A 12942-nucleotide genomic window follows, 5' to 3' on the forward strand; every position below is an offset into this window, starting at 1 on the left:
CACCGAACAGGGAATGGGTCGTTGACGCGCAGAGACGAAGCAACGCTGGCGGATACCGCACGGCGGAAGCGGGTGCGCTGATGGCGCCACCGCTTCTCCATGCCCTGCGCCGCTTCGCCTTCGGCTTTGCCGATACGGTGGTGACGCTGCCCATCCTGCGCTGGACCTGGCGCGGGCTGGCCGATGATGCCTTTGCCGGCGAACTGCCCGAATTCCGCCCCGCCGACCGCGACGCCGTGCGCGACATGATGGCCGGCCGATACCTCTTGGCATCCAAGCTCGTCGAGACCGGCGGCGCCTCGCCCTTCAGCCTCGATGTCGAACACCTCGACTGGTGGCTCAACCTGCACGGCTTTTCCTGGCTGCGCCATTTCCGCGACGTGCGAGACCCCGGCGAAAAGCGCTTTGCCCGCATGCTGGTGCTCGACTGGATTGGCCGCGAAGGCCAGTTCCAGCACGATACCTGGGACCCGGCGCTGACCGCACAGCGCGTGCTCAACTGGCTGCGCCACCTGCCGCTGCTGCTCGATGGCGCCACGCAACCCGAGGCCCGCACGGTGCAGCGCGTATTGGGCGCGCAGATCCAGAGCCTCAAGGTGCGCGGGCCCCTGGCCGGCAATCCGGCCGATGCCCTGTTTGCCGCCATTGCCCTGCTGGGCGCCGAGCATTGCGAGCAGGACGACAAGACCGACGTGCCCCGCCGGGTGGAACTGCTCAATGCCTTGCTGGCCAACCAGCTCGACGCCGACGGTATGCACAAATCGCGCAATCCGCGCTTGCAGATGCAGCTGCTGGTCGACCTGGTCAGCATCCGCCGCATTGCTGCCGCCGTGAAATCGGAGGCCGGCAATGAGCTCGGCGCGCAGATCGACCGCATGCACGAAAGCCTCGACGCACTGACCCTGTCGAGCGGCGAGCCGGTCTATTTCAACGGCTGCGGCCACCTGCCCCATGACGTGCTGATCGCCATCCAGGCCAATGGCCCCAATCGGCGGCAGCGCTCCATGCTGTTGGGCGGCTATGGCATCCTGCGGGACGGCGAGGCGGTGGTCATCGCCGATTCCGGGCTGGTGCCCGAGCCGGGCCTGGCGGGCGATCTCCATGCCAGCGCCCTGGCCTTCGAATTCTCCCATGGCAGCGAGCTGATCCTGGGCTCCTGCGGCCCCGCGCCATCAGACCTGCCCGACAGCAAGGCGCTGTTCCGCCAGGGCGTGGCCCATTCCGGCCCCACCATCGATGCCGAGGATGCCACCGGCGGCACGCCGACCATCGCGCTGGATTCGGCCGACCATCTGCTGACGCTGAATACCGATGCCTATGCCAAGCCGTTCGGCGTCGCGCTCGAACGGCGGCTGACGCTGCTCTCGGGCGGTACGACCCTGGTCGGGCAGGATCGTATGATCGGCACAGGCATGCCTGCGGGTTTGCTTGCCCTTCGCTTCCATCTTGCGCCCGGCGTCATGGTGCGCCGCAATCGCGGCGAGGGCATTGTCCGGCTGGTGCTGCCCAATGGCGCGGTCTGGAGCTTCCTCTGGGAAGGCGCCCAGTTCCGCGAAGAGGAAAGCGTGCGCCAATCGGCCTATCTCGGCTTCCACAAGACGCGCCAGCTGGTGCTGGAAGCCGATGTCGCCGCCGATGCGGAAGTGGCATGGATTTTTACGCTCGAGCAGAGCTGACGGCTCCTGGTCCACCGCTGTCCCCACCCACAATCGCCGCCCGCGGACTTGATCCGCGGGTCACTCTCAACACGTCACAAGCGGCGAGAGACCCCCCGGATCAAGTCCGGGGGAGACGGCGGTGCGTGGGAGGCCCGATGCCCAGCAACATAATGCATTGGCCTTTCGCCACCTTCGTGCTAGCGAGCGCGCAACTCACAGCACAGGGCGAGACATCCTCATGAGCAAGACGGTCAAGGTCGGGCGGGCACTGCTTTCGGTATTCGACAAGTCAGGCATGGCCGACTTCGCCCGAGGTCTCAGCGCCGCCGGCGTGGAACTGGTCTCCACCGGCGGCACGCATAAGCTGATCAGCGATGCCGGCCTTGATGTCCGCGAGATCTCCGACCTCACCGGCTTCCCCGAAATGATGGATGGCCGCGTCAAGACGCTCCACCCCAAAGTGCATGGCGGCCTGCTGGCCGTCCGCGACAAACCCGACCATGCCGCCTCCATGCAAGAGCACGAAATCGGCGCCATCGACCTCGTTGCGGTCAATCTCTACCCCTTCGAAAAGACCGTCGCCTCGGGCGCGTCCTATGACGATATCATCGAGAATATCGACATTGGCGGCCCGGCCATGGTGCGCTCCGCCGCCAAGAACCACGCCTATGTAACCGTGGTCGTCGATCCTGCCGACTACCCCGAAATCCTCGCCGCCATCAGCGAAACCGGCGGCGTGCCCTACCCCCTGCGCCAGAAGCTGGCCGCCAAGGCCTATGCCCGCACCGCCGCCTATGACAGCGCCATTTCGACCTGGTTCGCCAGGGCGATCGACTATCCCGAAATCCCCTACCGCAGCTTTGCCGGTTCCCTGCGCGAAGTCATGCGTTATGGCGAGAACCCCCATCAATGGGCCGGTTTCTACGCCAATGGCGAAAGCCGCCCCGGCGTTGCCACCGCCACCCAGGTGCAGGGCAAGACCCTGAGCTACAACAATATCAACGACACCGACGCCGCCTTCGAGCTGGTCAGCGAATTCGACCCGGCGCAGGTCGCTGCCGTCGCCATCATCAAGCACGCCAATCCCTGCGGCGTGGCCGTGGCCAGCGACCTGCTGACCGCCTACCAGAATGCCCTGCGCACCGACCCGGTCTCGGCCTTTGGCGGCATTGTCGCCACCAACCGCGAGATCGACGCCGCCACCGCCACCGAGATCGTCAAGGTCTTCACCGAAGTGATCGTGGCCCCCTCGGCGACGCAGGAAGCCCAGGACATCATCGCCGCCAAGAAAAATCTCCGCCTGCTGCTGACCGGCGGCCTGGCCGATGCCAAGGCCGATGGCCTCGTGGTGAAGTCTGTGGCCGGCGGCCTGCTGGTGCAGAGCCGCGACAACCGCAATGTCGACGATTGCGACCTCAAGGTCGTCACAAAACGCCAGCCCACCGCGGCCGAAATGGCCGACCTGCGCCTTGCCGCCAAGGTGGCCAAGCACGTCAAGTCCAACGCCATTGTCTATGTGAAGCAAGGCGCCACGGCAGGCATCGGCGCCGGGCAGATGAGCAGAGTCGATTCCGCCCTCACCGCCCATCGCAAGTCGATCGACGCAGCCAAGGCCGCCGGCATCGAAGGCGCCCTGACCCTGGGCTCGGTCGCGGCTTCGGACGCCTTCTTCCCCTTCGCCGATGGTCTTGAAGCGCTGGTGGCGGCCGGCGCCACGGCGGTGATCCAGCCGGGCGGCTCCATGCGCGACGATGAAGTCATCGCGGCCGCCGATGCCGCCGGCATCGCCATGGTCATGACCGGCATGCGCCACTTCCGGCACTAGCCGCCGGCGCACCTTGCGCAAATTCGCTCCGGTGGAGCGAATTTAGGCAGCTAGGCCTGGAGAGCTACGCTCGCAGGGCCCAGGTCCTCCAGGAGCGCCGACCTTACCAATATGTAATCTGCTCTGCACCAGCCAGGTAAGAGCTTCCTAAGACTGGCATGGCAGATTGACGGGGTCGCGGCATCGCGATCCCGAGGCGTTCTATGCGGCTACCTATTCCCTCCGACCTGTCGGCTTTGCTGCATACCGGCCTGTGGCGCTCCTTCGGCTCGCTGGGCATCAAGGTCGCGACGGCGGGCCTGACCTATCTCACCTATGTTGCGCTCTCGCGCACCATGACGCCGGACGAATACGGCCATTTCGCCTTTGGCCTGGCCATTGCCACCGTGCTGGCCATCGCGGCCGGCGTGGGCCAGCCCATGGCCATCCTGCGCCTCTGGCCGCAGGAAAGCGTGGCTGGGCAGAAGCAGGCCGCCATAGCTGCCGTCCGCTCGGGCTCCACGCTCACCATCCTGGCCGGCATCATCGCCAGCCTCGGCCTCGCCACGGTGGTTTTCGTCACCCTGCAATTCGTCACGCTGGAGGATACGGCGAGCCACTTCTACGGCGCCGCCTTCCTCGTGCTGCCTATGGCTCTGGCCGAATACAATTCCTCGGCCCTGCGCGCCCAGGGCTCGCTATGGACCGCTTTGGTGCCGCGCGACATCTTCTGGCGCCTGGCCTTGCCCGCCGCCGTACTAGCCCTTTTTGCCCTGGGCATCGTGCTCAGCGGTCCCGATGCGCTGGTCCTGTCGGCGGCACTGCTATCGGGCATGCTGGCGTTGCAATTCTGGCAGGCGCGGCGCGCCGATTACGTGCTGGCCCCCGCCATGGGCGAGGTGCGGTCTTATTGGCAGCGCTGGGGCGGTATCAGCCGCTGGCTGATGCTGGGCGCCCTGATCGAAACCGCCGCGCTCAATGCCGACGTGATCCTGGTCGGACTGATGCTCGATCTCGAAAGCTCGGGCGTCTACTTCAACGCCTTCCGCACCGCCGGATTGATGACGCTCTTCACCTTCGCCATCGAACTGGTGATCGCCCCCATGGTGGCCGAGCATTATCACGCCGGCCAGATGCGCCAGGCCCAGGCCATCATTGCGCTCTGCACCTGGGCGGGCTTCCTGTTCTCGCTGGTGATCTTCGCCGGTTTCGCCTTCTGGGGCGAATGGGTGCTCAGCTTCTTCGGCCCCGCCTATGCCGAAGGCACGCTGGTGCTGGTGCTGCTGGCGCTGGGCCTGCTGTTCGACGCCGCCACCGGCCCCTCCAAGATCGTCATGATGATGACGGGCCATGAGCGCGCCTATGTCGGCATTTTCGGCATCATCATGGGGCTGGGCTTCCTGGTGCAGATCGCCGTCATCCCGATCTTCGGCATTGTCGGTGCTGCCGCCGCCAATATGGGCGCGCGCATCGTGGCCCAGCTTGCCATCGCCCTGTGGTGTCGGCAGCGCATCGGGCTCGATACCAGCCTGCTCGGCGCCTTTTCGGTGCGCCGCGCCGTGGATCGCCCGGCCTGACCGCGAGCCGTACCCATGAGTACGGTTATGCTTGACCATCAAGCCCTTCCCGGCTTAGAACCACTCCAAACTTTCCCTGCCGGAAGACCGCTATGACCAAGGCCCGCACGCTGTACGACAAGATCTGGGACGACCATCTGGTCCAGAACAACGAGGACGGCACCTCGCTGCTCTATATCGACCGCCATCTTGTGCATGAAGTGACGAGCCCGCAGGCCTTCGAGGGCCTGCGCATGAACAACCGCAAGGTGCGTCACCCCGAACGCACCCTGGCCGTGGTCGACCACAACGTGCCCACCACCGACCGTTCCCTGCCCAATCCCGACCCGGAAAGCGCCATCCAGATCGCCGCTCTCGCCGAGAATACCAAGGATTTCGGCATCGAATATTTCGACCCCTTCGACAAGCGCCAGGGCATCGTGCACATCGTCGGCCCCGAGCAGGGCTTCACCCTGCCCGGCATGACCATTGTCTGTGGCGACAGCCATACCTCGACCCATGGCGCCTTTGGCGCGCTGGCGCACGGCATCGGCACGTCCGAAGTGGAACACGTTCTGGCCACCCAGACGCTGATCCAGCAAAAGGCCAAGAACATGCTGGTGCGTGTCGATGGTCAGCTGCCGCCCCACGTCACCGCCAAGGACATCATCCTCGCCATCATCGGCGAGATCGGCACGGCCGGCGGCAATGGCCATGTCATCGAATTTGCCGGCGAGGCCATCCGTTCGCTGTCGATGGAAGGCCGCATGACGGTCTGCAACATGACCATCGAAGGCGGCGCCCGCGCCGGCCTCATCGCCCCCGACGAGACCACCTTCAACTATGTGAAGGGCCGCAATCGCGCGCCGACGGGCAAGGCCTGGGACATGGCGCTCGATTACTGGAAGACGCTCTATACCGACGAAGGCGCGGTCTATGACAAGGTGGTCGTGCTCGACGCCGCCAAGCTGCCGCCCATCGTCTCCTGGGGCTCCTCGCCCGAGGACGTCATCACGGTCACTGGCGCCGTGCCGAACCCCGATGATATCGAGGACGAAAACAAGCGCGCCTCCAAATGGCGGGCCCTCGACTATATGGGCCTCAAGCCCGGCACGCCGATCACCGAAATCGACGTTGACCGGGTCTTCATCGGCTCCTGCACCAACGGCCGTATCGAGGATCTGCGCGCCGCCGCCGCCGTGATCGGCGACCGCAAGGTCGCTTCGTCAGTCAGCGCCATGGTCGTGCCGGGCTCGGGCCTGGTCAAGGATCAGGCCGAGGCGGAGGGCCTGCACACGGTCTTCATCAATGCGGGCTTTGAATGGCGCGAGCCCGGCTGTTCCATGTGCCTGGCCATGAACCCGGACAAGCTCAAGCCGCAGGAACGCTGCGCTTCGACCTCCAACCGCAATTTCGAAGGCCGCCAGGGCTTCAAGGGCCGCACGCATCTCGTCTCGCCCGCCATGGCGGCGGCCGCGGCGATTGCCGGCCACTTCGTCGACATCCGCGAGTGGCAGTAAGTCAAAACGATTGGGGGCGCGCTTCGCGCCCACCCTCGATGACATCGAGGCGCTGGCCACGGCTGCGCTAAAAGAGCTGCCCGAGCCGTTCCGGTCGCTGGCAGCCGATGTCACCTGCTCGGTCGCCGAATTTGCCGAGGACGACATTCTCGACGGCTTCGGCATGGAAAGCCCGTTCGAGCTGATGGGCCTGTTTTCCGGTATCGGCATGACCGAGGACGGCGCCCTGCCGCAGACCGGCCAGTTACCCAACACCGTTTTTCTCTATCGCCGCGCCATTCTCGACTATTGGGCCGAGCATGATGACAATACGCTGGGCGAAATCGTCACCCATGTGCTTGTGCATGAACTGGGCCACCATTTCGGCTTTTCCGACGAAGACATGGAAGCGATTGAAGCCGCCGCCGATCACGACTAGGCGATGCTGCCCGCCGTTGTTAAGGTAAACCAACGGTAAATCTTGGGATTTCCGCGCCACACGCTATTAGTTGCAGCACTGCGCTCCCGCTGGCGACCAGCCTGCGATTCAGCGCAGGCGCAACCAAGATGTGGGAAACATTGAAATGACCGTGCGGTCCAAGACGACCCTCAAGATTGTACAGCCCGAAATCGAGCAGATCGAAACCGTCCTCCAGGACGCCGCCAAGCAGGCCGCCCCCATGGTGCAGCGCCTGGCATCGCATCGTGACCGGATCGACCTTGCCCTCAAGGAACTCGAAAGCGAACGCTTCGAGCTGATCTCGCGCCGCGACCTGCTGCGCCGTCAGGTGGAAGCTGTCGAGCAGGGCCTGGCCATGCATATCGAAGACATCGAAGCCACCATGCACCTCTACGAGGGCGGCCTCAACGCGCTGCCGGCCACCAACTGAGCCGGCTCTGCCCAGCGGACGGCATATGACGGAGCGTCCGGAGCAATCGCTCTAGCGTTCGACGAACTCGAACTCCGCCTCGTTGCCGCCCGCCGGGTCATCTGACACGCGCAGCGCCAGTCCACCCTCGTCCAGCGCAGCGAACCATTCTTCCCAGCTGACCAGATGAAACCCGCCAATGCGGTCGGGTCCCTCATTGCCGTCGGTATTGATGGCATGTTGGCCGAAAGTCAGTTGCAGCAATGTGCGCATGCCGGTGCCGTCAGGGGTATCCATCAGCATGGGATTGCCGCCCCGGGCCTCGGCCCATTGGCGGATATCGTCGCGATCGGTGAGAATTCTGGGCATGGCGGGCTCCTTGCTGGCTTTGCTTGCACAAGTGTCGCGCCGTCCGCTTGGTTCCGCAACAATTCCCAAGCCGACCAGCGCCTGCCAGAGCGTTTCCAGCAAAAGTGGAACCCGGTTTTGCGGTTCGGAAACGCGACAACAAAGATGTTTGAGCAATTCAACGTTTCAATGAAACGGTGAAATGCTCTAATACGCTCCACAAAGCTGGCGGAGCGAGCATGACGACGAAGACCAACCAAATCTTCCTGGGCCAGATCGGCGCTGCCCATGGCATCAAGGGCCAGGTGCGCATCGCCACCCATACCCAGGATCCCGAGGCCATCGGCAGTTACGGTCCGCTCGATACCGACCGCCCCGGCCTCACTGTCACCCTGACCAAGGTGCGCTTGCAGAAAAATGTGGTCATCGCTCACATCAAGGGCATTTCCGACCGCAATGCCGCCGAGGCGTTGAACGGGGTCAGCCTCTTCATCGACCGCGACCGCCTGCCTGATCCCGATGACGAGGACGATTTCTACCATGCCGACCTGATCGGGCTCGATGTGCGGCTCGACAATGGCGTCAGCATCGGCAAGGTCTCCGCTCTGCCTAATTTCGGCGCAGGCGACCTCATCGAAGTGCGCGATATCAAGAGCGGGGATACCTATCTCTATCCCTTCACCAAGGCCGTCGTGCCCCACGTCAACATTGCCGAGGGCTATCTCACGATCATCGTGCCGCTGGATGCGCCCGAGGGCGAGGAAGAGCCCGATTGAGCTTTTCGGCTTCCATTATCACGCTGTTTCCCGAGCTGTTTCCCGGCCCGCTCGGCGCTTCGGTGCTGGGGCGTGGGCTGGCTGACGGCTTGTGGTCGCTCGACGCGACCCAATTGCGCGATTTTGCGACGGACCGGCACCGCACTGTCGATGACACGCCATCGGGCGGCGGCGCCGGCATGGTGCTCAAACCTGATATCCTGGCCAAGGCCATCGACACGGTGGCGCCTGACGGCGATCCGCGCCCGCGCATCCTGATGTCGCCGCGCGGCACGCCGCTGACCCAGGCCCGCGCCCGCGAACTGGCGCTGGGGCCTGGCGCCGTCATCGTCTGCGGCCGCTTCGAGGGCGTGGACCAGCGCGTCATCGACGGCCGGGCGCTGGAAGAAATCTCCATTGGCGACTACGTGCTGGCCGGCGGGGAAGTGGCCGCCATGGTGCTGCTGGAGGCCGTGGTACGGCTCATTCCGGGCGTATTGGGCGGCGCCGACAGCCATGCCGACGAGAGTTTTGAAAACGGGCTGCTGGAATATCCGCAATACACAAGGCCGCAGAGTTTCGAGGGCACGGAAATCCCCGCCGTGCTGACCTCGGGCGACCACGGCAAGATCGCCAGATGGCGCGCCGAACAGAGCCAGGCACTCACCTCCACGCGCCGGCCGGACCTGCTGAAAAAGTAGCCCTCATGGTGAGCCTGTCGAACCACGAGGGCGTGGCGTTATGCCTCCACTCGCTCGACCTCGTCCTTCGACAAGCTCAGGATGAGGTCTTTGATGGTTTGATGGCACGCAAACCCTAGACTCTTCCGGCTTTTTCGCCTATAGCCGCGCCACGATTGCGATGTCGGGCTGATCGGACCCTGATCGCACCAATAAAAAGACGAAAAACCTCCGTTACCAACCAAGACCGGGCGACGAGCCGAAAGGCCCGATAAACGCTCCTTTGAAAAGATTCAGAACGGAATCGACATGACCAATATCATCGAACAGCTTGAGGCCGAGCAGGTTGCTGCTCTCGCCGCCAAGCGTGAACTGCCCGACTTCACCCATGGCGACACCATCAAGGTGTGGGTCAAGATCCGTGAAGGCGACAAGGAACGCCTGCAGGCCTATGAAGGCGTCGTGATCGCCCTCAATGGCGGCGGCATCACCGCCAGCTTCACCGTGCGCAAGATTTCGTATGGCGAAGGCGTCGAGCGCGTGTTCCCCTACTACTCGCCCAACGTGGCCAGCGTCGAAGTGCTCAAGCGCGGCAAGGTCCGTCGCGCCAAGCTCTATTACCTGCGCGACCGTCGCGGTAAATCGGCGCGTATTTTCGAATCGACCAATTCGCGCACCAAGAAGATCGAGGCCAGCGAACGCAGTGCAGCCGTGGCTGCGCGCGAGGCGCGTGAAGCCGAAAAGATCGCTGCTGCCGAGGCCTTTGCCGCCGAGCAGGCCGCCAAGGATGCGGAAGCCGCAGCCGCTGCAGCCGCCGCCGAACAGGCTGCTGCTGCCGAAGAGGCCCCCAAGGCAGAATAAGCGGGTTCTCATACCCGCCCTTGCCTGAAGCAATTCAGAGCCCGGCCCCGTAAGGAGCCGGGCTTTTTCGTTATCGGAAGGAGGAAGCAAGATGGATTTACGCGAAACATCCCGGCGCCTGCACCAGAAGGCCCAGCTCATTCTGGACAATACCGGTTGGCCGGATCTGTTCACCAGGCGCTTCGGCACCTGCGCGCTGACCGGCAGCGCCCGCTATGACCTGATGGTCTGGCCCGATATCGACATCCACATGCCGGTGCCGGCCAGCTATCGCATCGAATGGGCGGCCATGCTGGCCGAGATCAATGCCGGCCTCGAACGCGCCGGATTACGGCTGCACAAGGCCCAGATGTGGGATGACTATGTCGACCCCCACCCGCTCGGCGCCGGGCTCTATTGGGGCATACAGTTCGTCGAAGCTGATGGCACGGCCTGGAAATCGGACATCTGGGGCTGGGAGCCGCAGGACTACGCCAGGCGCCAGGCCAAGGACGCCGATCTGGTGGCACGTCTCGAAACGGCCAACCGCGATCTGATTCTGCGCCTCAAGTCCGAAGCCATGTCCCGGCCGGACTATTATGGGCCGATAGTGGGCAGCTGGCACATCTACCACGCCGTATTGGCGGGCGGCGCGAGCCTGGCCGATGTCGAGCGCTGGAAAGCCGAAAATCCGCAGTGGTAGAGGCTGTGCTCAGCGGCAATCGAAAAACTTATCCCCGCTGGGCGGCAATTTCGGCTGTCCGCACGCCCAGGCCATTTTCGGCTTGTGAGACTCCGCGCCCTTCGCGATAAGAGGTCGCGTTCACTCTCCGTTCGAGTCTCCCCATGCCCGTCTCCATCGTCACCTGGAACATCAATTCGATCCGGCTGCGCCTGCCCATGGTGCTGGATTTCATCGCCCAGCATGCGCCCGACGTCATCATGTTCCAGGAGATCAAATGCACGGATGACCAGTTTCCGCGCAATGCCTTCATCGAGGCAGGCTATCCGCATATGGCCGTGCATGGGCAGAAGGGCTATCACGGCGTCGCCATCGTCTCGAAGTTTCCGCTGACCGATGTGTCATCCAGGGTCTTCTGCGAAATCCCCGAATCGCGCCACGTCTCGGCGCTGACCGATTTCGGCCATGGCCCGGTGACCCTGCACGATTTCTACATTCCCGCCGGCGGCGACGAGCCCGACCCCGAAATCAACCCCAAGTTCAAGCACAAGCTGGGTTTCCTGAGCGAGCTGACCAGCTGGTTCACCGACCCCATCTTCCAGCGCGGGCACCTGATTGCCGGCGACTTCAACATCGCCCCGCATGAAAATGACGTGTGGAGCCACAAGCAGTTGCTCAAGATCGTCAGCCACACGCCGGTCGAGACCGAGGCGCTCAACGCCATTCTCAATGGCGGGCATGGCTGGACCGATCTGGTGCGCAAACACGTGCCCTATGACCAGAAGCTCTATTCCTGGTGGAGCTATCGCAGCGCCAATTGGGAACTGGCCAACAAGGGGCGCCGGCTGGACCACATCTGGTCGACCTCTGACGTGGCCGAGCATTGCATCGGCGCCGAAATCATCAAGCCCTTCCGCGGCTACATCAAGCAGCCGAGCGACCACGTGCCGGTCATTGCCCGCTTTGCCGGAGTCTAGAATCCCTGTTTTGTCGCGTTTCCGAACCGCAAAACCGTTGCCACTTTTGCTGGAAACGCTCTAGTTCAGCCAGTCATCGTCGGCATTGAGGAAATGCTCTTCCCACTGATCCCTTGGAATGGCGGGACCCATGGCATATTCGAACGCGCTGACACTGGCGATATCGGGCGTCACCGCGCAGCGATAGCGGAAGTGAAACCAGCTCCCCCACTGCGCACCGCGCCACCCTCGGCGTCGAGCGCATTGCCCTGGACAGCTATGCTGTCGAATGCATAGCCCACCAGCACATCGGCCATGATGGGCGGTTCGGCGCTGCGCAATTGCTCCAGCGCCTCCATATTGCAGAGTTGGGTGACCTGCTCGCTGGTCGCCAGCAGCGGAAAGTTCTTGCGTATTTCGGCATTGGCCGGATCGGACAGGATGCCGGCAGCATAGAAATCCGTTGCCGCCACCATGCCCTCATTGTCATCAGGAGCCACCGCAGGTCGCTCCGCCTCGCCCGGCGCTGACAGCACAGGCTCGGCGGCAGCGGGTGGCGACGGCTCTGCCGGCGGCGGCACCAGCTCCACGGCGATCGCCCGCGTCGGCGGCGGTTCCAATACGCGTGGCACGGTCAGCAGCAGCAGGCCGGCCAGCAGCGCTGCATGGACAAGCACCGACGCCGGCAGCGTCCATCGAACGAGAATGTCGGGCGTATGGGCCATGTCCGGTCGGAGCGTGCGGCTGATACCGCCCTCGGTGACAGGACTTTGCGGCACTTTGCGGGCCCCGGGCCCTATTCGGTCTTCATCTTGCGCCGCACCGGCTCCAGCGCGTCGAGATAATTGCCCAGGTCGCGCTCGACCCGAGCCACGGCGCGCTGCGCCAGGTCGGGCGATTGCTGCACCAGCTTGAGGAAGGCGGTGCGCGGCACGAATAAAGTCCTGACATCGGTGACGGCGGTAATGGTCACCGGGCGCGGCTTGGCCAGGATCAGCGCCATGGCCGAGACCACGCTGCCCGGCTCGGAAATGGCATAGGGCTTGCCCGCGCCCGGCCCTTCGGGCTTGGCCTTGAGCGTGCCCTCGATCAGCACGAAGGCGCCCTGCGGCATGTCGCCAGCCTTGTAGAGCACCGCATCGGGATCGAAATAGTGCATGTCGCCGGCAAAGGCCAGCATGCGCCGCTGCTCGTCGTCGCAGATATCGAAGAATTCGGCCTGGGCCAGCGCCTCGGCCGCATCGTCCCTGATCATAGGCCCAATCCGGATACACAAGCGGCCCCGCCGGAACGGA

The 12942-nt window shown here is 64.1% G+C and carries 13 protein-coding genes and 1 pseudogene; 11 read left to right on the forward strand and 3 right to left on the reverse strand.

Features of this window, described 5'->3' with window-relative positions; genetic code table 11:
• Positions 1-80: 80 nt before the first annotated feature.
• The 6 genes from FPZ08_RS16200 to FPZ08_RS16225 all read left to right on the forward strand — a co-directional run bounded on the left by FPZ08_RS16200 (position 81) and on the right by FPZ08_RS16225 (position 7407).
• On the forward strand, positions 81-1676 hold the full coding sequence (locus FPZ08_RS16200; protein WP_146290963.1) for a heparinase II/III family protein: 1596 nt from the start codon (positions 81-83) through the stop codon (positions 1674-1676).
• A 220-nt stretch (positions 1677-1896) separates the two neighbouring features.
• Positions 1897-3483, forward strand: a complete 1587-nt coding sequence (purH, locus tag FPZ08_RS16205) for a bifunctional phosphoribosylaminoimidazolecarboxamide formyltransferase/IMP cyclohydrolase (protein ID WP_146290964.1) — start codon at positions 1897-1899, stop codon at positions 3481-3483.
• Positions 3484-3686: 203 nt separating this feature from the next.
• Positions 3687-5039 carry a lipopolysaccharide biosynthesis protein gene (locus tag FPZ08_RS16210; protein ID WP_146290965.1) on the forward strand — a complete coding sequence of 451 codons (1353 nt, stop codon included), beginning with the start codon at positions 3687-3689 and terminating at the stop codon, positions 5037-5039.
• 92 nt (positions 5040-5131) lie between these two features.
• On the forward strand, positions 5132-6538 hold the full coding sequence (leuC, locus tag FPZ08_RS16215; protein ID WP_146290966.1) for a 3-isopropylmalate dehydratase large subunit: 1407 nt from the start codon (positions 5132-5134) through the stop codon (positions 6536-6538).
• Positions 6539-6548: 10 nt separating this feature from the next.
• Positions 6549-6956, forward strand: coding sequence for a metallopeptidase family protein (locus tag FPZ08_RS16220; protein ID WP_146290967.1), 408 nt, complete (start codon positions 6549-6551; stop codon positions 6954-6956).
• Between the two features lie 145 nt (positions 6957-7101).
• The gene (locus FPZ08_RS16225; protein ID WP_146290968.1) at positions 7102-7407 is read left to right on the forward strand and encodes a hypothetical protein; all 306 of its coding nucleotides are present in this window, start codon (positions 7102-7104) and stop codon (positions 7405-7407) included.
• A gap of 51 nt (positions 7408-7458) precedes the next feature.
• Here the strand turns inward: FPZ08_RS16225 and FPZ08_RS16230 are convergent, their stop codons facing one another.
• Complete coding sequence (locus FPZ08_RS16230; RefSeq protein WP_146290969.1) at positions 7459-7755, reverse strand: hypothetical protein; 297 nt, start codon at positions 7753-7755, stop codon at positions 7459-7461.
• Positions 7756-7973: 218 nt separating this feature from the next.
• Here FPZ08_RS16230 and rimM point away from each other — a divergent pair, with 218 nt between their 5' ends.
• The 5 genes from rimM to FPZ08_RS16255 all read left to right on the forward strand — a co-directional run bounded on the left by rimM (position 7974) and on the right by FPZ08_RS16255 (position 11668).
• Positions 7974-8510 (forward strand): ribosome maturation factor RimM, encoded by a 537-nt coding sequence (rimM, locus tag FPZ08_RS16235; RefSeq protein WP_146290970.1) that lies wholly within the window; start codon positions 7974-7976, stop codon positions 8508-8510.
• Positions 8507-9190: a tRNA (guanosine(37)-N1)-methyltransferase TrmD gene (gene trmD, locus FPZ08_RS16240; protein ID WP_146290971.1), complete on the forward strand. Its 684-nt coding sequence runs from the start codon at positions 8507-8509 to the stop codon at positions 9188-9190. Before rimM ends, trmD begins: the two co-directional genes overlap by 4 nt.
• A gap of 288 nt (positions 9191-9478) precedes the next feature.
• Positions 9479-10030, forward strand: coding sequence for a 50S ribosomal protein L19 (rplS, locus tag FPZ08_RS16245; RefSeq protein WP_186767047.1), 552 nt, complete (start codon positions 9479-9481; stop codon positions 10028-10030).
• Between the two features lie 91 nt (positions 10031-10121).
• Positions 10122-10712 carry a hypothetical protein gene (locus FPZ08_RS16250; RefSeq protein ID WP_146290972.1) on the forward strand — a complete coding sequence of 197 codons (591 nt, stop codon included), beginning with the start codon at positions 10122-10124 and terminating at the stop codon, positions 10710-10712.
• Positions 10713-10855: 143 nt separating this feature from the next.
• On the forward strand, positions 10856-11668 hold the full coding sequence (locus FPZ08_RS16255; RefSeq protein ID WP_146290973.1) for an exodeoxyribonuclease III: 813 nt from the start codon (positions 10856-10858) through the stop codon (positions 11666-11668).
• 60 nt (positions 11669-11728) lie between these two features.
• Here the strand turns inward: FPZ08_RS16255 and FPZ08_RS22045 are convergent.
• Both FPZ08_RS22045 and FPZ08_RS16265 read right to left on the reverse strand, forming a co-directional pair.
• Positions 11729-12372, reverse strand: a pseudogene (locus FPZ08_RS22045) (DUF930 domain-containing protein).
• 71 nt (positions 12373-12443) lie between these two features.
• The gene (locus tag FPZ08_RS16265) at positions 12444-12902 is read right to left on the reverse strand and encodes a cyclic nucleotide-binding domain-containing protein (RefSeq protein WP_146290974.1); all 459 of its coding nucleotides are present in this window, start codon (positions 12900-12902) and stop codon (positions 12444-12446) included.
• Positions 12903-12942: the final 40 nt, after the last annotated feature.

The sequence above is a fragment of the Devosia ginsengisoli genome, assembly GCF_007859655.1.
Classification (GTDB): domain Bacteria; phylum Pseudomonadota; class Alphaproteobacteria; order Rhizobiales; family Devosiaceae; genus Devosia; species Devosia ginsengisoli.